18 protein-coding genes and 2 pseudogenes are annotated in these 19,533 nt (G+C 62.9%); 12 read left to right on the forward strand and 8 right to left on the reverse strand.

The annotated features are described in order from the left end of the window. Positions 1 to 81 precede the first annotated feature (81 nt). The gene (locus tag ACNJX9_RS23515) at positions 82 to 1,554 is read left to right on the forward strand and encodes a protein adenylyltransferase SelO (protein ID WP_439404406.1); all 1,473 of its coding nucleotides are present in this window, start codon (positions 82 to 84) and stop codon (positions 1,552 to 1,554) included. A 119-nt stretch (positions 1,555 to 1,673) separates the two neighbouring features. Here ACNJX9_RS23515 and ACNJX9_RS23520 read toward each other — a convergent pair. Then, positions 1,674 to 2,166: pseudogene (locus tag ACNJX9_RS23520) on the reverse strand (REP-associated tyrosine transposase). Between the two features lie 212 nt (positions 2,167 to 2,378). Here ACNJX9_RS23520 and ACNJX9_RS23525 point away from each other — a divergent pair. From ACNJX9_RS23525 to rnd, 5 genes and pseudogenes are all read left to right on the forward strand, one after another. After that, positions 2,379 to 3,230 (forward strand): phosphodiesterase, encoded by an 852-nt coding sequence (locus ACNJX9_RS23525; RefSeq protein WP_439404408.1) that lies wholly within the window; start codon positions 2,379 to 2,381, stop codon positions 3,228 to 3,230. Between the two features lies 1 nt (position 3,231). Then, positions 3,232 to 4,182: pseudogene (locus ACNJX9_RS23530) on the forward strand (carbohydrate ABC transporter permease). Further along, positions 4,179 to 5,048, forward strand: coding sequence for a carbohydrate ABC transporter permease (locus ACNJX9_RS23535; RefSeq protein ID WP_057757823.1), 870 nt, complete (start codon positions 4,179 to 4,181; stop codon positions 5,046 to 5,048). Before ACNJX9_RS23530 ends, ACNJX9_RS23535 begins: the two are co-directional and overlap by 4 nt. A gap of 11 nt (positions 5,049 to 5,059) precedes the next feature. After that, positions 5,060 to 6,406: an ABC transporter substrate-binding protein gene (locus tag ACNJX9_RS23540; RefSeq protein ID WP_439404410.1), complete on the forward strand. Its 1,347-nt coding sequence runs from the start codon at positions 5,060 to 5,062 to the stop codon at positions 6,404 to 6,406. A 412-nt stretch (positions 6,407 to 6,818) separates the two neighbouring features. Continuing rightward, a complete protein-coding gene (rnd, locus tag ACNJX9_RS23545) occupies positions 6,819 to 7,967 on the forward strand; it encodes a ribonuclease D (protein ID WP_057757841.1) in 1,149 nt (382 codons plus the stop codon). Between the two features lie 109 nt (positions 7,968 to 8,076). Here rnd and ACNJX9_RS23550 read toward each other — a convergent pair whose 3' ends face one another. Then, a complete protein-coding gene (locus tag ACNJX9_RS23550; protein ID WP_057757848.1) occupies positions 8,077 to 9,459 on the reverse strand; it encodes an aspartate aminotransferase family protein in 1,383 nt (460 codons plus the stop codon). Between the two features lie 198 nt (positions 9,460 to 9,657). After that, positions 9,658 to 10,989 (reverse strand): MFS transporter, encoded by a 1,332-nt coding sequence (locus ACNJX9_RS23555; RefSeq protein ID WP_439404413.1) that lies wholly within the window; start codon positions 10,987 to 10,989, stop codon positions 9,658 to 9,660. Between the two features lie 154 nt (positions 10,990 to 11,143). Between ACNJX9_RS23555 and ACNJX9_RS23560 the strand changes: the two genes are divergently transcribed. Both ACNJX9_RS23560 and ACNJX9_RS23565 read left to right on the forward strand, forming a co-directional pair. Then, entirely contained in the window at positions 11,144 to 11,899 is a 756-nt protein-coding gene (locus tag ACNJX9_RS23560) for an IclR family transcriptional regulator (protein ID WP_439404414.1), read from the forward strand. 95 nt (positions 11,900 to 11,994) lie between these two features. After that, a complete protein-coding gene (locus tag ACNJX9_RS23565; RefSeq protein ID WP_439404415.1) occupies positions 11,995 to 13,590 on the forward strand; it encodes an FAD-dependent monooxygenase in 1,596 nt (531 codons plus the stop codon). Positions 13,591 to 13,621: 31 nt separating this feature from the next. Here the strand turns inward: ACNJX9_RS23565 and ACNJX9_RS23570 are convergent, their stop codons facing one another. From ACNJX9_RS23570 to ACNJX9_RS23585, 4 genes are all read right to left on the reverse strand, one after another. Beyond that, entirely contained in the window at positions 13,622 to 13,789 is a 168-nt protein-coding gene (locus ACNJX9_RS23570) for a hypothetical protein (RefSeq protein ID WP_167354017.1), read from the reverse strand. 148 nt (positions 13,790 to 13,937) lie between these two features. Further along, positions 13,938 to 14,507, reverse strand: coding sequence for an isochorismatase family protein (locus ACNJX9_RS23575; RefSeq protein WP_439404417.1), 570 nt, complete (start codon positions 14,505 to 14,507; stop codon positions 13,938 to 13,940). A 25-nt stretch (positions 14,508 to 14,532) separates the two neighbouring features. After that, positions 14,533 to 15,153 (reverse strand): GNAT family N-acetyltransferase, encoded by a 621-nt coding sequence (locus tag ACNJX9_RS23580; protein ID WP_439404418.1) that lies wholly within the window; start codon positions 15,151 to 15,153, stop codon positions 14,533 to 14,535. Continuing rightward, on the reverse strand, positions 15,140 to 15,757 hold the full coding sequence (locus ACNJX9_RS23585) for a hypothetical protein (protein WP_057757862.1): 618 nt from the start codon (positions 15,755 to 15,757) through the stop codon (positions 15,140 to 15,142). The genes ACNJX9_RS23580 and ACNJX9_RS23585 overlap by 14 nt, the downstream gene beginning before the upstream one ends. Before the next feature lie 77 nt (positions 15,758 to 15,834). Between ACNJX9_RS23585 and ACNJX9_RS23590 the strand changes: the two genes are divergently transcribed. After that, the gene (locus tag ACNJX9_RS23590) at positions 15,835 to 16,875 is read left to right on the forward strand and encodes a LysR family transcriptional regulator (RefSeq protein WP_439404421.1); all 1,041 of its coding nucleotides are present in this window, start codon (positions 15,835 to 15,837) and stop codon (positions 16,873 to 16,875) included. 19 nt (positions 16,876 to 16,894) lie between these two features. Here the strand turns inward: ACNJX9_RS23590 and ACNJX9_RS23595 are convergent, their stop codons facing one another. Further along, positions 16,895 to 18,073 carry an autotransporter outer membrane beta-barrel domain-containing protein gene (locus ACNJX9_RS23595; RefSeq protein ID WP_439404423.1) on the reverse strand — a complete coding sequence of 393 codons (1,179 nt, stop codon included), beginning with the start codon at positions 18,071 to 18,073 and terminating at the stop codon, positions 16,895 to 16,897. A 375-nt stretch (positions 18,074 to 18,448) separates the two neighbouring features. On the opposite strand from ACNJX9_RS23595, the gene ACNJX9_RS23600 reads away from it, so the two are divergent. The 3 genes from ACNJX9_RS23600 to ACNJX9_RS23610 all read left to right on the forward strand — a co-directional run bounded on the left by ACNJX9_RS23600 (position 18,449) and on the right by ACNJX9_RS23610 (position 19,509). Beyond that, positions 18,449 to 18,655 (forward strand): cold-shock protein, encoded by a 207-nt coding sequence (locus ACNJX9_RS23600; protein WP_057757870.1) that lies wholly within the window; start codon positions 18,449 to 18,451, stop codon positions 18,653 to 18,655. Positions 18,656 to 18,910: 255 nt separating this feature from the next. Continuing rightward, positions 18,911 to 19,096 carry a hypothetical protein gene (locus ACNJX9_RS23605; RefSeq protein ID WP_439404425.1) on the forward strand — a complete coding sequence of 62 codons (186 nt, stop codon included), beginning with the start codon at positions 18,911 to 18,913 and terminating at the stop codon, positions 19,094 to 19,096. Beyond that, positions 19,093 to 19,509 (forward strand): type II toxin-antitoxin system VapC family toxin, encoded by a 417-nt coding sequence (locus ACNJX9_RS23610; protein ID WP_439404427.1) that lies wholly within the window; start codon positions 19,093 to 19,095, stop codon positions 19,507 to 19,509. The genes ACNJX9_RS23605 and ACNJX9_RS23610 overlap by 4 nt, the downstream gene beginning before the upstream one ends. The last annotated feature ends 24 nt before the right edge of the window (positions 19,510 to 19,533 follow it).

The following is a 19,533-nucleotide window of genomic DNA, read 5'->3' on the forward strand; positions in this document are numbered from 1 at the left end:
GTTTTGGACCCCGAAGGACCCTTTTTGGGCCATTTGGGCTCAAGCCTTTGCCATCAGGCGTTCCAGCCCTATCTTGAGCCCATGACGGTCCATTTCCCCTTCCAGAACTCCTATTCGGCCCTGCCGGACAGCTTCTTTGCCCGCGTCGCGCCGACCCCGGTATCCGCGCCCCGGCTGATCAAGCTGAACCGGCCGCTGGCGGTCCAGCTCGGGCTTGATCCTGATGTGCTGGAGACCCCCGAGGGGGCCGAGATCCTGGCCGGGAAAACGGTTCCCGCCGGCGCTGATCCCATCGCCATGGCCTATGCCGGTCACCAGTTCGGGCATTTCGTGCCCCAGCTCGGCGATGGCCGCGCCATCCTGCTCGGCGAGGTCATCGACCGGGAAGGCGTCCGCCGCGACATCCAGCTCAAGGGCTCTGGCCCCACCCCGTTCTCCCGCCGCGGCGACGGCCGCGCCGCGCTGGGCCCGGTGCTGCGTGAGTACGTCGTCAGCGAAGCCATGTATGCGCTGGGCATTCCGACCACGCGCTCGCTCGCCGCCGTCGTCACCGGCGAGCACGTCATCCGCGAGACCGCGCTGCCCGGCGCGGTGCTGACCCGCGTCGCCTCCAGCCACATCCGCGTTGGCACCTTCCAGTTCTTCGCCGTCCGCCGCGACACTGATGCGATCCGCCAGCTCGCCGATCACGTCATCACCAGGCACTATCCTGACCTGCTTCACGCCGAGCGGCCCTATCACGCCCTGCTCGCTGGCGTCGTCGAACGCCAGGCTGAGCTCATCGCACGCTGGCTGCTGGTCGGCTTCATCCACGGCGTGATGAACACCGACAACTCTTCCATCTCCGGGGAGACCATCGATTACGGCCCTTGCGCCTTCATGGACGCCTACAACCCGGCGCAGGTGTTCTCGTCGATCGACGAGATGGGCCGCTACGCCTACGCCAACCAGCCGCGCATTGGCTTGTGGAATCTGACGCGTCTTGCCGAATGCCTGCTGCCGCTGTTCTCCGACGACCAGGAGAAGGCGGTCGCGGAAGCGCAGGATATTCTCGGCGCGTTCTCCGATCAGTTCAGCGCGGCCTATCAGGCCGGCCTGCGCCGGAAGGTCGGCCTGTTCACGGAGCGTGACGGCGACGAGGCGCTGATCCAGGACCTGCTCGATGCCATGGCCAAGAACCAGGCCGACTTCACCCTCACCTTCCGCAAGCTCGGCGATGCTGCAGGCGACGACGGCACCGACGTGCGCGCGCAGTTCATGGAGCCCGCAGCCTTCGACGAATGGGCCGGCCGCTGGCGCGCCCGCATCGCGCTGGAGCCGCATGCCCCGGCCGAACGGCGAGCCGCGATGCACGCCGTCAACCCGATTTTCATCCCGCGCAACCACCGCGTCGAGGCCGTGATCCAGGCTGCCGTCAACAACGACGACTATGGACCGTTCGAGGAGTTGGTGAAGGTGCTGGCCAAGCCCTACGAGGACCAGCCGGAGTATGCCGCGTACGCCGATCCGCCGTTGCCGGATCAGCGGGTGCTGCAGACGTTCTGCGGGACGTAGCGACAAGCTCGATGCGTAGGGTGGATTAGCCGCAGGCGTAATCCAACTCTTCTCTCGCCAAACGGAAAGTAAGAGGTGGATTACGCTTCGCCAATCCACCCCACAAGTAATCGTGACATTCACGCCCGTTCGCCAAACTCCCCTGCGATCTTGATATCTCCGCCCCAATCCTCGGGAAACAATCCGGCCCGCACATCGCGATGAAACGACGAGTACGGCCAGTCACTCACTTTGGATACCTGCCCGTGCTTGACCAGGTTGAAATAGCATACTCGACATGGCGCGCGTAATCGGCCTCGTCACGAATGAGATGCTCCCAGAACCGGCGTTGCCAGATGCCGCGTTCGTTTCGTGCGGCGCGGACTGTGCTTAGTCGTTCATTCGCCGGGAGCGCTTTAGCGAAACGTGTCTTGATCAATCGCCAACGGACCGAAAAATCCGCGTCGCCCGGTGGTAACTTCCAGACGGCATGCAAATGATCCGGGAGAAGCACGAAAGCATCTATGTCGAAGGGATGGCTCTGGCGCGTTGCGGCGACCTCCGCCGGTCAACCAGATTTACCGTGAAGAACCAGCATCCTCCACGAATGAATGCACGGCGATAATTGGACATCGACGACAACTAGCACAACTTTTAGTTGGCTCACAGGGTGGATTACGCTTCGCTAATCCACCCTACCGTTCTCGCGCCTGACTACGGCTTCCTGTGGAATTGGATGCGCTCGGGAACCACTGTCATCAAACTGAAACACACGCGCACTAACGCCCTGCCAGGGCCGTCCTGCCGGAGGCGCCCGTCCTCCAGAAGCCCCGACAAAGCGCGCCATGCCCTTCAAGTTCATCCACATCACCGACACCCATCTCGCAAACCCCGGGCTGAAGCTCTACGGCCTCGACCCGCGCACCCGGCTCGATGCGGCGATCGCCGACGTCAACAAGCACCAGGCCGATGCCGCCTTCGCGGTGGTGACCGGCGACCTCACCCATTGGGGCGAGCCTGAATCCTACGCCAATTTCGCCGAGGCGATGTCGGCGCTGAAGATTCCTTACATTGCGATGGTCGGCAATCACGACAAGCGCGTCGCCTGCCTCGACGGGCTGAAGGCCGCGCCACGCGATCCCAACGGCTTCGTGCAGGGTACCCGCACCACCGAGCATGGCCTTTTCGTCTTCCTCGACACGCTGGACGAGACCAGCCATGCCGGCGAGATGTGCGCCAAGCGCTTCGATTGGCTGGCGAAGACGCTTTCCGCCGCGCCCGCCGACCAACCCTTCGTCGTGTTCATGCATCATCCGCCCTTCCCGGTCGGCGTGCACGCGATGGACGAGATTGCGCTGAAGCAGAGCGCCGAGTTTGCCGAGGTGATCGCGCCCTACCGCGCCCGTATCCGCCATCTCTTCTTCGGCCATGTGCACCGGCCGATCTTCGGCAGCTATGGCAAGATCCCGTTCTCGACGCTACGCGGTACCAACCACCAGGTCTGGTTCGAGCTTGATGCCAACGCCGCCGACCATCTCGCCAGCCACGAGCCGCCGGCCTATGGCGTGGTGCTGATCGACGCCGACAATCTCGTCGTGCACAGTCACGACTTCCTCGACACCAGTCTGCGCTTCCCCTTCGACCCACCTGCGGGCGTGGACGGCCGCGACTATGCGCTCAATTTCCCGGCGCGATGACATGAGCCTCGCAGAACCCGCGGCTCTTCCGGTCGTGGCATCAGTGCCGACGCGGCTGCATATCGTGACGCGGTTCATTGCCCGCCTCAAAGCTTCGCTGCCGGCCTATCTGCTGCTGCTGCCCTCGCTGATCTTCCTCGCGCTGTTCACCTATGGCGCAATGGGCCGCGTGGTCATCGATGCGCTCTATCAGCGCGCCACGCCAAAGGCGCCGCTTCGCTTCGTCGGCCTGGACAATATCGCTGCGGTGCTGGCGGACCCCGCCTTCACCGGCGCCGTCATCAACAATGCGATCTACGCCGTCGGCACCGCGATCCCCAGCATCGGCCTCGCGCTCTTGTTCGCCCTGGCGCTGGCGCGGACCAATGTGGTGACCAGCGCGCTGCGCGCCGCGCTGTTCCTGCCGGTGCTGATCCCGATGGTCGCGGCATCCGCGCTGTTCCTGTTCATCTTCCTGCCCAATGTCGGCCTGCTCGATTACTAGATCGGCCGGCTGCTGCCGGTGCTGCCGAACTGGCTCGGCGACCCCGATATCGCGCTCTACGCGATCATGATCATCACGATCTGGAAGAACGCCGGCTATTACATGCTGTTCTTCTTGGCCGGCCTTCAGGCCGTGCCTGAGGATGTCATGGAAGCGGCGCATCTCGATGGTGCAGGTCCCGTCATGCGGCTGCGCTACATCATCCTGCCGGAGCTCAAGCCCACCTTCCTCTTCGTCACCGTCATCGCCACGCTCAATGCGGTGACGCAGGTCGACCATGTCTTTGTCATGACCAAGGGCGGCCCGTCGAACGCGACCAATCTCGTGCTGTTCTACATCTACCAACAAGCCGTCGAGCACTACGACATCGGCATGGCGTCGGCGGCAACGCTGCTGACCCTCGCCGCCCTGATGGCGCTCACTGCTCTGTCGTTCCGCACCATGGCCAACCGCGAGGGCGGACCATGAAGCTGATCGATCGTCTCTACAAGGACGCCCCGCTCGCCACCCGCAACGAGATCACGCCCAAACTCGGCTTCCTGTTGACGGTCCTGCTCGCGTTCGCCTGGCTGATCCCGTTCCTGTGGATGGGCGTGGCGACGCTGCGCCCGTCCTCCGATGGCATCAATCTGATGGCCGAGCTGATCCCGAGCCTGAAGCCGACGCTCGACAATATCAGGGATGCCTGGGAGATCGGCGACTTCCCGCGCTACTTCCTCAACACCACCATCATCTGCACCGGCATCCTGCTGGTGCAATTCGTCACGATCACACTGGCAGGGTTTGCGTTCGCGCGGCTCGACTTCGCCGGCAAGACGCTGATCTTCTATCTGTTCCTGATGCAGCTGATGCTGGTGCCGGTGCTGCTGATCGTGCCGAACCTGCGCATCATCGCGCAGTTCGGCCTTTACGACACGCTCGCCGGCGTGATGATGCCGTTCTTCGCCTCCGCCTTCGGCACCTTCCTGATGCGGCAGGCGTTCGAAGCGATCCCGACCGAGCTGGAAGACGCCGCGCTGATCGACGGCGCCAGCCTATTCCAGCGCATCCGCCACATCTATGTGCCGCTGTCGATCCCGAGCTTCTCGGCCTTCGCCATCATCTCGGTGACCAGCCACTGGAACGACTTCCTGTGGCCGCTGATGGTGATCAACTCGCCTGACAAGCGGCCGCTCACGGTCGGCCTCTCGGTCTTCACCGCAACAGCGGAAGGCACGCAGGCCTGGGGCACGATTGCCGCCGGCACGCTGATGGTGATCGCACCGCTGCTCATCACCTTCCTGATCTTCCAGAAGCGCTTCATCAGCTCTTTCGTCACCTCAGGCATCAAATAGGAGATTTTCCGATGCTGTTCTCCCGCAGGCTCATGCTTGGCCTTGCCATGGCAGGTTCTCTGGCAAGTGCCTTGACAGGCACACTGGCCTTCCCGGCTCTCGCCGGCGAAGGTCCGACCGAGATCGACCTGTTCTTCCCCGTGCCCGTCGACGGCAAGCTCGCCCGCGACATGGGCAGCTTGATCAAGGAGTTCAACGAGACCCATCCGGACGTCAAGGCAACGGCCGTCTACACCGGCTCCTATGACGACACGCTGATCAAGACGCGCGCCTCGATCAAGGCCGGCAAGCCGCCGGCCGCCGTGATCATGTCGGCGAACTTCCTGCTCGACATGCAGATCGAGAACGAGCTCACCAATCTCGATTCCTTGATCGCCGCAGACGGCACCACCAAAGAGAAGTTCTTGGGCCAGTTCTTCCCGGCACTGCAGGGCAATGCCGTGATCAACCGCTCGGTCTATGGCGTGCCCTTCCACAATTCGACACCGCTGCTCTACATCAACGCCGACAAGGCCAAGGAAGCCGGGCTCGATCCGAGCAAGCCGCCGCAAACCTGGGCCGAGCTGACCGACTGGGCCAAGAAGCTGACCAAGCGCGAGGGCGACAAGGTCACGCAATGGGGCATCACGATCCCCTGCGCCTATGATTATTGCGGCTGGATGATGGAGACGCTCACCATGAGCAATGGCGGGCGCTACTACAACGAAGAGTTCGGCGGCGAGGTCTATTACGATACGCCCTCGATGCTGGGCGCGCTGACCTGGTGGAGCGACCTCGTGAGCAAGCACAAGGTCCACCCGCCCGGCGCCACGCCTGGTCCGGCCGTCAGCACCTCCTTCATTGCAGGCAACGCCGCGATGATGATGCTGTCGACGGGCTCGCTGACCTATGTGCGCGAGAATGCCAAGTTCAACTACAAGGTCGCCTTCATTCCGCGCAACGTCCGCAACGCCGTGCCGATCGGCGGCGCCTCGCTGATCATTCCGGCAGGCGTGGAAGCCGACAAGCAGAAGGCCGCCTGGACGCTGATCAAGTGGATGACCTCGCCCGAGAAGAGCGCCTGGTGGAGCCGCGCCACCGGCTATTTCGCGCCCAACATGGCCGCCTACAAGACGCCTGACATGGTCGACTTCCTGGGCAAGAACCCGGACGCCAAGACCGCGGTCGAGCAGCTCGACGTCGCCAAGCCCTGGTTCGCGACCTACAAGACCGTACCGGTCCGCAAGAATCTCGAGGATGAGGTCATGCTGGTCCTGAACGGCAAGAAGCAGCCGAAGGAAGCCCTCGCCGCCGCGCAGAAGGCCGCCGACGAGACGCTGAAGCCGTACAATGCGGAAACGTCGCTGAAGCTGCCGTAAGGCGGTCTGGACCGGCGAACAAACATCGGCGCTCCGTCCCTCGGGGCGCCGAATGCGTCTGGGGTAAGTCCCCGTTAACCCCCCGTCCACCATCCGGCCCAGCCCGCCGCCGGTAACCATTGCAATTAACAGACCCTCAACGCACCCCAGACAAGTCTAGCAATGTTTCCTGAGGGGTATTGCCGTGGATTTGTTGGTTTTCGAGTTCCTGGGACTGGCTCTGGTCGCCATGTGCGTGCTGGTCGTGGCATTGCCCTGCGCCCGCAAATCCTCGCAGCGGGTCCGCTACGAATAGGAATTTCGTCGGAAAGGAACGATTCTGGCCCCAATGCAAGGCTCGAATTCGCTTAGAGCCCCTTGACATCACAGCGCTTTCGGCAGAACGGCTGATACCAAGTGTCATGGGCCGTTCATGGATTTGATTACCACCACCGCTGACCTTGCGGCTGCCTGCAGCCGGCTGGCCAAGCACCCCGTCATTACTGTCGATACCGAGTTCCTGCGCGAGACCACCTATTACCCGCTGTTGTGCGTGGTGCAGATGGCTAGCCCCGAGGAAGCTGTTGTCATCGACACCCTGGCCGAGGGCCTCGACCTCAAGCCGTTCTTCGAGCTGATGGGCAACGAGGCCGTGCTGAAGGTGTTTCACGCCGCGCGCCAGGACATCGAGATCATCTGGCACCAGGCCAATATCATCCCGCACCCGGTGTTCGACACCCAGGTGGCGGCCATGGTGCTCGGCTATGGCGACAGCATCGCCTATGACGCCCTGGTCGAGAAGGTCACCGGCCACCGCCCGGACAAGACCCACCGCTTCACCGACTGGTCGCGCCGGCCGCTGACCAAGGAGCAGATGCATTACGCGGTCTCCGACGTCACGCATTTGCGCGACGTGTTCGCCGCGCTCGACGCCGATCTGAAGAAGCGCCGCCGCAGCGAATGGGTCTCCATCGAGATGGAGATCCTGACCTCGCCCAAGACCTACGACTTCCACCCCGAGCGCGCCTGGGAACGGCTGAAGACGCGGGTGCGCAAGCCGAAGGATCTTGCCGTGCTGATGGAAGTCGCCGCCTGGCGCGAGCAGGAGGCGCAGAGCCGTGACGTGCCGCGCGGCCGCGTGCTGCGCGACGAGGCCATCACCGACATCGCCACCCATGCGCCGAACACGCTGGAGAAGCTCGCGCATCTCCGCTCGGTGCCGAAGGGATTTGAGAAATCGAAATGGGGCGCCGACATCGTCGCTGCCGTCGAGCGCGGGCTGGCGCGGGATTTCTCGACGCTGCCGAAGCTGGAGAAGCCGCGCAACAATTCCAATGGCGCGGCCACCGTCGAGCTGTTGAAGGTGCTGCTGCGCATGACCGCCGAGCGCCATGCGGTGGCGAGCAAGGTGATCGCCACCGTCGACGATCTTGAGGAGATCGCAGCCGATGACGACGCCGACGTACCGGCCCTGCGCGGCTGGCGCCGCGAGCTGTTCGGCGAGGCCGCGCTGAAGCTCAAGCGCGGCGAGCTCGCGCTCGCGATCGAAAAGGGCCGCGTGATCGGGGTTCAGCGGGCGTAGGCCGAAACTGCCTCCGCGCTCTCCATCGTCATTGCGAGCGTAGCGAAGCAAAAGACTCTGGATTGCTTCGCTACGCTCGCAATGACGGATGTGACGCAGCAGCGTGCCCCTACGCCGGCGGCAGCTTCGCCACTTCGCCCTTCATGTCGTCAAGCACACCGGTAATCGCCGCCACGAGCTCGTCGATCTGGGCCTTGCTGGCGATCAGCGGCGGGCAGATGGCGATGGCGTCGAGCATGTTGCGCGCGATCACGCCGCGTTCCTGCAGCATGCGGCTCGCGATGCCGCCGACGGCCCCCGGCGTCGCCGCTGCCGTCTTGCGGCCCTTGTCGAGCACGAGCTCGAGCGCCGCGATCATGCCGACGCCGCGGACCTCGCCAACCAGCGGATGGCTGGTGAGCTCGCGAAGCTTGCCCTGCATGTAACCGCCAAGCTCGGCGGCATGTGCGACCAGACCACGCTCCTCGATGATCTTGAGATTTTCGAGCGCAACCGCCGAGCCGACCGGATGGCCGCCCGCGGTGAAGCCGTGGCCGAGCACGCCAATCTTGTTGCTCTCGTCGGCGATCGGCTCGAACATGCGGTCGTTCATGATGATCGCCGACAGCGGGAAATAACTGGAGGTGATCTGCTTGGAGACCACGATGACATCGGGCTTGATGCCGTAGGTCTCGCAGCCGAACATCCTGCCGGTGCGGCCGAAGCCGCAGATCACCTCGTCGGCGATCAGCAGGATGTCGTACTTCTTCAGGACGGCTTGGATCTTGTCCCAATAGGTCGCCGGCGGCACGATAACGCCGCCTGCGCCCATCACCGGCTCGCCGAAGAAGGCGGCGATCGTTTCAGGGCCTTCCTTTTGGATCAGCGCGTCGAGCTCCTCGGCCCGGCGCGTCGCGAACGCCTCCTCGCTTTCGCCGGGCGCGCCGTCCTTGTAGAAATGCGGCGAGCCCGTGTGCAGGATATTTGGCAGCGGCAGGTCGAACGAGCGGTGGTTGTTGGGCAGGCCGGTGAGGCTCGCCGACGCGATGGTGACGCCGTGATAGGCGCGCATCCGGCTGATGATCTTCTTTTTCTGCGGCTGGCCGAGAGAGTTCGAACGATAGGCGATCAGCTTGAGGACAGTGTCGTTTGCCTCCGAGCCTGAATTGGTGAAGAACACCTTGCTCATCGGCACAGGCGCGAGCGCGACCAGCTTCTCGGCGAGGTCGATCGAGGGCCCGTGCGATTTGGCCGAGAAGGTGTGATAAAATGGCAGCGCCTGCATCTGCTTGTGCGCGGCTTCCACCAGCCGCTTCTCGTTGAAGCCGAGCCCGACGCTCCACAGGCCTGCCATCGCCTCGAAATAGCGCTTGCCCGACGCGTCGAACACGTAGGGCCCCTCGCCGCGCTCGATCACCAGCGGACCCGCCTGCTGATGGGCGCGCGCGTTGGTATACGCGTGGAGCTGGTAGGCCACATCGCGGGCTTCTTGCGAATTGGGCAGCATCGTCATCGCGGGGATTCCCTAGCTGGTGCGTCATCGGACATCGTGACGCAGCCTCCATCCGAAGACGAGGCTTGTCCAAACAAAACGTCAATACCTTGGCTATTGCGCTGCGCCGCAACTTGCAACGCCATTTCGTTGACAGCAGGCGCACATGAGCGTTGCAGGAAAGCAGCGCTGGCGTTGCCGCATATGGCCGGCCCGCGGCTAATTCCGCCGGGCCAACATAAAGGCCGCCCCCGCGGCCACCAGCGCCGGGACCGCCGCCGCGGCAAACAGCGGCTGCGCCCCCATTTCGCGGGCCAGCATTGCCCCGCCGACCAGCGGCCCCACGATCGAGCCGATGCGGCCGATGCCGAGCGCCCATCCGACGCCTGTCGATCTGATCGCCGTCGGATAGAAGGTCGCCGTCAAGGCGTTCGAGGCGATCTGCCCTCCGACGATGCAGAATCCGGATGCAAAGATCGCAATCGTGACCAGGACGATCGAATGGCTGACCAGCCCGATCGCTGTGACCGCACCTGCGGCGACGAAATAGGTCAACGAAAGCGCGCAAAACGAGAAGCGGTCGATGAAATGGCCGAGCGTGAAGGTGCCGACGACGCCGCCAACCTGCAACATGGCGCCGATCGCGGCGGCGGCCGACACCGAGACGCCGAGATCGTTCAGCACGGTGGGAAGCCAGTTCGACAGCAGATAGAGATCGAGCAGACTCATGAAGAACACGATCCAGAGCAGCAGAGTTACCCAGCCGCGCCCCTCCGCAAACAGATGTGCGACAGGCAGGCCCGCCAGTTTCGGCTCCTGCACCACGAATTTCACCTCGCCGGCGAAGGACGTATTCGGGGCGATCCTTTTCAGGAGATTGCCCACCTCGTGGTCGCGGCCGCCGACCATCGCCAGGAACCGGATCGATTCCGGCAGCGCCTTGAAGAGGAACGGCAGCAGCAGCAGCGGCACGAGGCCGCCGACCAGAAACACCGAGCGCCAGCCGAAGGCGGGAATCAGCGCGGCGGCGAGCAGCCCGCCCAGGGCCGCACCAATCGAAAAGCCCGCAAACATGATCATCACAAGGGTGGCGCGACGGCGATGGGGGCTGAATTCGGAGGTGAGCGCGACGGCGTTCGGCATCGCACCGCCCAGCCCGAGCCCGGTCAGCAGACGCAGAGCGATCAGCCAATTTGCATCCGGCGCGAACACGGTGAGCAAGGTGCCAATGCCGAACACCAGCGTGCTCGCGAGGATGATGCGGCGACGGCCGATCCTGTCGGCCATCGGACCGAAAATCAGCGCGCCGATCATGAGACCGAGAAGCCCTGCGCTGAACACCGGCCCGAGGCTGGCGCGCGCAAGCTTCCACTCCTGCGCCACCGCAGGGGCGACATAGCCGATCGCCTGGGTGTCAAAGCCGTCGATGAACAGCACCGCGGCACACACCAGCAGCACCCGCAGCTGAAAGGCACCGACCGGCTGCCGGTCGACAAAGGCGGGAACGTCGACCGCATCGGATACGACCTCGCCCGTTGCTGTGACGGCCATGTGGGCGCCCTCCCCGGTCATCCCTGCACTATTTTTCTTTCATTAATCTCTTATAGTGAGATTATTGTTAGCGCAAGCGGCGATGATTTCGCTGTTTTGCGGCCTCCCCGAACGCCGATAACACGGTCAGACGCGAAGCTGGATCGCACCGACATTGGTCAAGGCAAACAGTCAGGATCGGGTCCTTGCCCTGCTCGATCTCTTCACCGAGACACGTCCGCAATGGTCGCCCGAGGAACTCATGACGGAGCTCGGCTACACCAGGCCGACGCTGTATCGCTACCTGAAGAGCCTGAAAGACAGCGGCTTCGTGATGCCGACGCGCAACGGGCGGTTCGCGCTCGGCCCCCGCGTGGTCGAGATGGATTATCTCAGCCGCCGCTCCGATCCGCTGATCGCAACCGCCACGCCACACCTGGAGCGCCTTTCGGCGACGTATCCCGGCACAGCGCTCATCGTGCGCTGGTATGGCGACAAAATGCTGTGTGTAGCCTCGATTGCATCCGCCGCTGCGCCGGCGAGCAGCTATCCGCGCGGCAGACCGATGGCGATGGGACGTGGCGCGATCGCGCGATCGATCATGGCCTTCCTGCCCAAGCAACGCCTCATGCCGCTGGTCACGCGCTACGCCGATGATCTGCGCAGCGTCGGCTTCGGCGACACGCCCGACGACATCATGGCCGCGCTGAAGCGCGTGCGTCGCGCGGGCGTTGCGGTTGCCTTCGGCGAAGTGACGGCCGGCGCTGTCGGGATTGCCGCGCCGATTCTCGACGCAAGCTACCCGATCGCGAGTCTCTGCATCACGATCGGCGGACAACATGCCAATGGCGAATTGATCGACCGCATCAGTTCGGAGGTCCGTGAAGCCGCCCGGCAGATCTCAGCCGCGGCTGAAGACGATGCCATGTAATCTCATTATTTGAGATTTAACTTGACGAAATGTCGTTCACGCCGCATCTGAACAAACAGTCGCGCCGGGTGCGACGACAGGTACGGGGAAGCGACGTGACACAGGCTCAGGCGAACAACGAGGCGCCCGTCGTGATCGTCGGCGGCGGACCGGTCGGGATGGGCTTGGCGATAGGACTTGGCCAGCGCGGCATCAAGACCATCGTGGTCGAGCGCTATGAGCAGCCGCAGCCGATCCCGAAGGGGCAGAACCTCACGCAGCGAACGATGGAGCATTTCCATTTCTGGGGCGCGGAGGCGGCGCTGCGGGCGGCTCGCACCATTCCACCCGATTATGGCATCGGCGGAATGACCAGCCACGGCACGCTGCTCAGCGGATACAACTACAACTGGCTCCAGCGCGAACTGGTTCGGCCGTTTTACTTCACCGACAATGAGCGCCTGCCGCAATACGCAACCGAAACCGTGCTGCGGCAACGGGCAGCGCAGCTTCCCGCCATCGACCTGCGCTATGGATGGATTTGTCAGGAGGTGCGGTCTGAAGCCGACGGCGTCGTCATCGAAATCGTCAACCGCGAGGGGACGAAGCAGAGCTTGCGTGCCGATTACGTCGTCGGCTGCGACGGCAGCCGGTCAATCGTGCGCGAGCAGGCGGGTATCACCCAGACCCGCGCCGACCACGATCGCCTGATGGTCCTCCTGGTGTTTCGTTCCACCGAATTGCATCGCTTGCTCGGCAGGTATCCGGGCAAGTCATTCTACAACGTGCTGCATCCGGACCTCGAAGGTTACTGGAAATTCTTCGGCAGGGTCGATCTTGGCACCACCTGGTTCTTCCACGCCCCCGTCCCCACTGGTACCACCCGCGACAATTTCGATTTCCGGCGCCTGCTTCACGAGGCGGCAGGCGCGGAATTCGACGTCGAATTCGAGCACATCGGATTCTGGGATCTGCGTTTCACGCTCGCCGACAGCTACCGCGCAGGCCGAATCTTCGTCGCCGGAGACGCCGCGCACAGCCATCCGCCCTATGGCGGCTATGGCATCAACAGCGGCTTCGAGGATGCGGTCAATCTGGCGTGGAAGTTCGCTGCAACCGTGCAAGGCTGGGCCCCTGCCGGTCTGCTCGACAGCTACGACGCCGAGCGCCGCCCGGTCTTCGCGTCCACCGCACGCGACTTCATCGAGGCATCGATCTTCCGCGACCGTGATTTTTTGCGGCAGCATGATCCGGCGCGGGATCGGGCGGATTTCGAGGCTGCCTGGCGCGCACGACATTCCGGCGCGCGCGCGGAGGTCAACGCCTTCGAGCCGAACTACGAGGGATCGCCGATCGTATTCGGCCCACCCGACGGCGTCAGCAGCGCGATCGGCTCGCACACCCCTGCCGCGCGCGCCGGCCATCATCTGGCACCGCAATCTCTGTCGTCGGGCAAGAACGTCTTCGAGGAACTCGGCAGCGGCTTCACATTGATCGATCTGACTGAAAGCACCACCGGGGCCGCATTCGAGCGAGCCGCCGCAGGGCTTGGCATCCCGCTGAAGGTGATCAGGGATACCGCCGCAGACGGCCGCGAAACATACGAGGCGCAGCTGATCCTGGTGCGGCCTGATCAGTTTGTTGCTTACGCGGCCAATAACGACGGCGCCGAGGCATCAGGGATCCTGATGCGCGCTGTCGGTCGATCCTGACGAGATCGCTTCGGCCGCTGGCACGCCAACGTCAGGCCGCACCGTCGTTGTCATCGCCGGCAGCATCGATGGCTTCCCTCACCTCGACCAGGGCCATCGATAACAAATAGACGGTCGTGGGCAGACCGATCCGGCGCGCCGCCTCGAGGGCACGCGACAGATCGCTCGCCAGCTCCTTGAGATCGTTTCCCCGTGACAATGTCCCGCCTGTCCATCCGCCGATCGCGTCCGCCTAAACCATGATCCGGAAAAGTGCGAAGCGGTTTTCCCTCGCGACAAACGCGTTTGCGCGGAGATCATGCTCAAACAATAACCTAACGCGCGATGACGATTCATCCTAACTGATCTCATCGCGCTTTAAACGCGACGGCGCCGCTGGTTCTGATCAATTCGGCGCTGGACTGGACAGTAGCAAAATTGCCGATGACACTCACCACCGACTGCTTGTAGACGGCCGCCTCGCCTGTGACCGGCTGCCAGCAAGCCACGGCATCGTCGAGCACCCGATAGCGGTGGCTCCGATGAAACCCTTCGACCACGGTGGCCAGGATGGTCTCGTCGAGGGAAAAGCCCGTCATCACGCAGCGCACGTGACGTAAGCTGGACATGTGGTCGGCGAAACGCGACGAACTGTAAGCCGATGGCAACGCGTGCTCGAACGTCATCTCGCCCGGCCGGGGCTTGGCCTCTGCAATCCAATCGGTCAGCCTGGATGACGGATCGAACCAGGCCGCCTCCGCAACCCGTTTCAGATGCATCACCGGCCATAGGTTGCTCCGCCACAGCGCCAGCAACTGCAGGCAGTGCATGATTGCGGTGTCGCCGTCAAGAATGACGTGGCGACGCCCCGGGATCAGATATTCCGCCTGGAGGTCCGCGCAGACCAGGACCAGCGGATCGTCGTGGGAGACCAGCATTGTCTTGCGCAGAGCTGCACCAGTTTCAGCGGTCAGCGAGCGCGAGGTCGCGCAGCGGCGAGGTCACCGCCCGCCCCGCCGAGGCGTCCAGCACGCCCGGACGATCCCAGTCGCCCTCGGGACGGATGATCACGTAGGGATCGCTGTCCAGCGTGATTGCGTCAGGTCCCGGCTCGATCTCAAGCAGCATCTCCGTGTAGGAGAAGTCCGAGAAGGTGATCTTCCTGTTATGGCCGAGCGGCTTGGCGCCGAAATGAGCCCAGAAGTCCACCAGCCGGTCCTGCGCCTGGCCGTAGATCTTACGGAACCCCTTGCGCTTCACGAAGTCGATGCTGGCCTGCACCAGCTTGAACGAGAGGCGCGAGCGCCGATACTGGTGACGCACCGCAAGCCGTTCCACCTTGGCGAAGTCGCCGAAGAAGCGCACCCGCAAACAGCCCGCCGGCTCGTTGCCGATATAGCCGATGAAATGCGCGGCAACCATGTCATTGCCGTCAAACTCCTCCTCGAACGGGCAATCCTGCTCGGCAAGATAGACCGCTGAGCGAATGGCCGTGACCAGCATGAGGTCGCTCGGATCGCGCGCGAGGCGGACGGTGATGGCACGGGAGTCAGGTTTGGCGAGAGGAATCCTAGTGCCGTGCATCTGAAAAACTCCTTGCTTGGATGATCGCGCCAGGCATGCGCATCGGCTGCCGATGCCACGGTCGCTCGTAACACCAGAGGTCCGGCTGAAAGCTCGCGATCGGCTCGAAGCCCGTCGCCTTCATGATTTCGCGTCCGGCCACGGTTGACGGCTGCGCATAGCAGTCCGCGTCGCGAAACCTTATCTGGCGAAGATGAGCCGCAGCCTTGCCAAGACCGGCGATGCCGCGGCCGGTCGCGGCGATCGCCCAGATGTAGATCGCAGAGACCTCCTCATTCGCTGCGGCCAGATGGCGCGTGTCGGGCGCGGTCAGGCAGATATCGTCGAGCAGCAATGCGTCATGCCCGCGATCGCTGAGGAACAGGAAGGCCATGCCGCCCAGCAGAGTGCCGTTCCGGGTGAAGGTCAGGATGCTCTGCGGATCGAAGGCGAAATATCGTGCAAGCTCAACCGCCCCGATCTGCACACCCGGCACCAGCCGGTGCGCCATATCCGAAAGCGCACCGATTTCGGAAAAATGCGCGCAGCGGACATCCACCTCGGGGCTGAGCGGCAAGGCATCGAAATCATGCCTCGCGGCAAACGAGCCCCTTTCCATACTCATGTCGTCCCTCTATCGTTATCGTTCAGGGGTTTTGTACGCCGCAACGAGCGGAAGCTTAGCGGTTGGAGATCAGGAGTATGCAGCAAGTATTGCACCGGGGTGCTGCAATGATGCAGCACCATGAAGAAGCGCTAAATGCGTCCTGGGACGATTTGAAGCTGTTTTTAGCTTGCGCGAAGTTTAAAAGTTTCCGCAACGCTGCCGAAGAGCTCGGGCTCACCTCCACCACGTTGATGCGCAGGATCGACCGGCTCGAAGAGAGCATCGGTTGCAAGCTTTTCCTGCGTGACCAGAGCGGGCTCACGCTCAGCGACGAAGGCACCGCGATGATCGCCGACGTCGCGCATATGGAGCGTCACGCCTTCAACGTCTTCCGCCGCGCCTCACGCGCATCGAACGATACGTCGGGCACCGTGCGGGTCGCGGTGACGGAAGGTCCCGGCAATTTCTGGATTCTGCCGCGGCTGATCGATTTCCAGAAGACCTATCGCAAGATCACCGTCGATTTGCGTTGTGCGATGGAGCAGGCCGACGTCGCACGACTGGAGTCGGACATCGCGATCCAGCTCGAGCCACCGACCAATCCCGATCTCATCGTCGCCAAGCTCGGCCGGTTGCACATCTACCCCTTCGTCTCCAGGGAATATGCGAATCTCTACGGCGTGCCTGCGACGCTTGCCGAATTGCCGAACCATCGCATCATCAAGCAGAGCTCGCCACAGGTCGATGACAGCGCCTATGCGCGCGTGCTCGGGCTCAAATCGCTCGAAGGCATTGTCGGGATCAAGACCAACTCGTCCGTCGGCGTGCTCTACGCGGTCGAGCGCGGCGCCGGCATCGGCTTCCTGCCGACGGTGTCGATCGCGCTCGGCGCGCCGCTCGTCGCTGTCGACCTCGACGTCAGCCACCACGCCGACCTCTGGCTCACCTATCACAAGGAGTTCCGCACCTCCGAGCGGCACAAGATCGTGGTCGACTGGCTGAAGAAGATCTTCGATCCCAAAACCCATCCCTGCTTTCGCAACGATTTCATCCATCCGAACGCGTTGGTACCGATGATGACGGCGGCGCGAGAGGGCTTTGGATTGTCCGGATACGTTGCGGCGACGCCGACATGAGTGGGACGGAGCGGTTCCTTCACCACCGATATTCGAAGCCGACCGTGCCCTGGTGCGATGTCAGCTCGTTGCGGAACTTGCCGTCGTAATTGACATACAGCCGCGCGGTATTGCTCAGGCTGAGCGAGGCGGAGGCGCCAGCGTCCATGCCATAACGGCTCTCGCCGATGCCGGGGACGATGATGTTCTGGGTCCCGAGGCTGACCTGCACCGAGCCGAGGTCCTGATAAAAATTGTCGACGAACTTGCCGTAGGCCGAGAGGTCCAGGATTTTCCGATCGAAAATGAAGTAACGCCCGACCTCGGCGCCGATCATGACGCGCGCACGCGAGATAGCGCTCGAGCCGACGTTGAGTGGGTCAAGTCCCCCGGCTTCCTGGAACGCCGCGCTAGTGGCGCGCACATATTCAAGCGCGCCCTTGGGCACGATGCGCATCTGATCCTTGGTCCAGTAATAGTTGATCTCGGTGAGCGCACCGTCGACTGTGGCGTGATACCCCGCGACGGCAAGGCCGAAGCCGGTATCACGGCTGGAATGGACCTTGCCGAAACCGTGCACCAGCGCGAAGGCCCAGGTCCATGGTCCCTTGTCGACGGAACCGTTGAAACCGATCTGCGTCAGGTCGAGTGTCGCCGACTGAAGCGCGAGCGGCACGCCGATGTCGGTGTGGCTCTGGTCGACGGAGAAGCCGAGGTTGACGCCTGGCGCGACCCGCGCCCCGAAGCCGGCGACACCGCCGAACGTGGTGCGCTTGTCACCGACGAAATCACCCTGCGGATCGGTGCGGACCGATATGCCGTAACCCTCGAACCAGGTGCGGTAGCGCGGATCCTCCGCATTCTCCGACGCACCGCCGCCGCCGGGATTGGTGCGGGAGGCCCGGTTGACGCCGTTCGAGGCCTGACCGCCCAGCCGCTCCAGAAAATTCGAACCCAGATTGAGCGTGCTGTTGCCGGCTGACTGGTTGGCATTGGTCGACGTCGTGCCCGGGGACGGCGAAGGGGACGGTGTCGGGGTGGGCGTCGGCGTTGGCGTTGGCGTCGGAGACGAAGTCGGCGTCGGGGTCTGCGCCAAGGCCGCGGTCGCCGGCAGCATCGCAACAACCGCGAGCGTCATGGCGATCGCCGTCACGATCCGGCGGACACGGTCCAGCCCGATCGTCTGCCGTATCCCTTGTGGCTGCTGAGTGCAGCACATGACGACTATTCCCGAAGCAAAATGGCGGCCCGCAAAAATACAACGCGGAGGGCGAGCAGGTGCGACGATTTGTGCTGAACTGCCACGAGGGGTCAACCGGTCCGCGTGCTTTCGCCGGGGTGATTCCTCCAATTGTGGTTCCGCTGCCACAGGTCACAAATTGCGGGCGGCCATTTCCTGCGCAGTCTTGAAGTTTGCACGCAGCTTGCGAGCGCACGGTTTTCGTGTTGGAATATCGTACACAATCGGAATTGGCCGCTCGGCTGTGCGTTTCGCGACAGGCTCAAGACTCGAACAGACTTCCGGAAGCCCGTTTGTGACGTGGCACGCGAAAAGCGGCCGCGTCTTTTTAGTATCTAGCGGAGGAGACTGAGGATGCCACAAAAGGGCACCGTCAAATGGTTCAACCCAACCAAGGGCTACGGATTCATCAAGCCGAACGGCGGCGACAAGGACGTATTCGTCCACATCTCGGCGGTCGAGCGTGCCGGACTTTCTACCCTCAATGAAAACCAGGTAGTTGAATACGACCTCGTGGAGAACCGCGGCAAGACATCCGCGGAGAACCTCAAGGTTTCCTGATTTCTCTCGAAGATATCAGCGAGAGATCATAACGATGCCCCCGGCTCCGCCGGGGGATTTTGTTTTGGGGCAGCCGCGACGCCACGAATTGGACAAAACGCATATTTCCGGTTATATTACCGGAAATTGAGGTGAGCAGTGGCAACGAAGTCTCAGCGAAAGGCAACCCGGACTCATCGCCGCCGCGCGGCAGCGCGTGGTCTCGTACGGGTTGAAGTCCAAGCCGCCAGGAAGGACGCAAGCCTCATCCGGGCCTTGGCCGAAACTCTGCGTGACGAGCCGGAGCGAGCCGCAGTACTTCGGTCAACGATTGCCAACGCCCTCCTCAATTCCGACGTCAAGACAGCCTTCGACGTCTTTGGCTCGGAGCTTCCCGATGAAGCCTTCGACGGTGTGCTCGATCAGCCGCGGCGGGACACCTGGCGAGAGTTCGACTTGTGAGGTTTTTGGTCGATACCAACGTCATATCCGAAATACGCAAGCGCGAGCGCGCCGACCCAAATGTCATTCGTTGGGTTAGTCAGACTCCCGCGGAGGAAATCGGAACCAGCGTCTTGGTCCTCGCCGAAATTCGCCGAGGCATCGAATCGAAAAGGAGGAATGATCTTCTCCAGGCGAAATCTCTCGACCGATGGTTTTCGCAGATGAGGGCCCGACTTGCCGATCGGGTTATTCCCATTGACGAGACCACCGCCGAGACCTGGGCAATTCTTGGAATTCCCAACCCACTGCCTCTGATTGACAGTCTTCTCGCCGCCACAGCCAAAGTTCACGGCCTGACCCTAGTGACACGCAATATTACCGATATTGCAGCGACCGGCGTATCACTGCTTGACCCGTTTGCAGCGTCGTGAGCGATCGATCGATGATCCAACGAT

The organism is Bradyrhizobium sp. BLXBL-03 (assembly GCF_051853015.1).
Lineage (GTDB): Bacteria > Pseudomonadota > Alphaproteobacteria > Rhizobiales > Xanthobacteraceae > Bradyrhizobium > Bradyrhizobium manausense.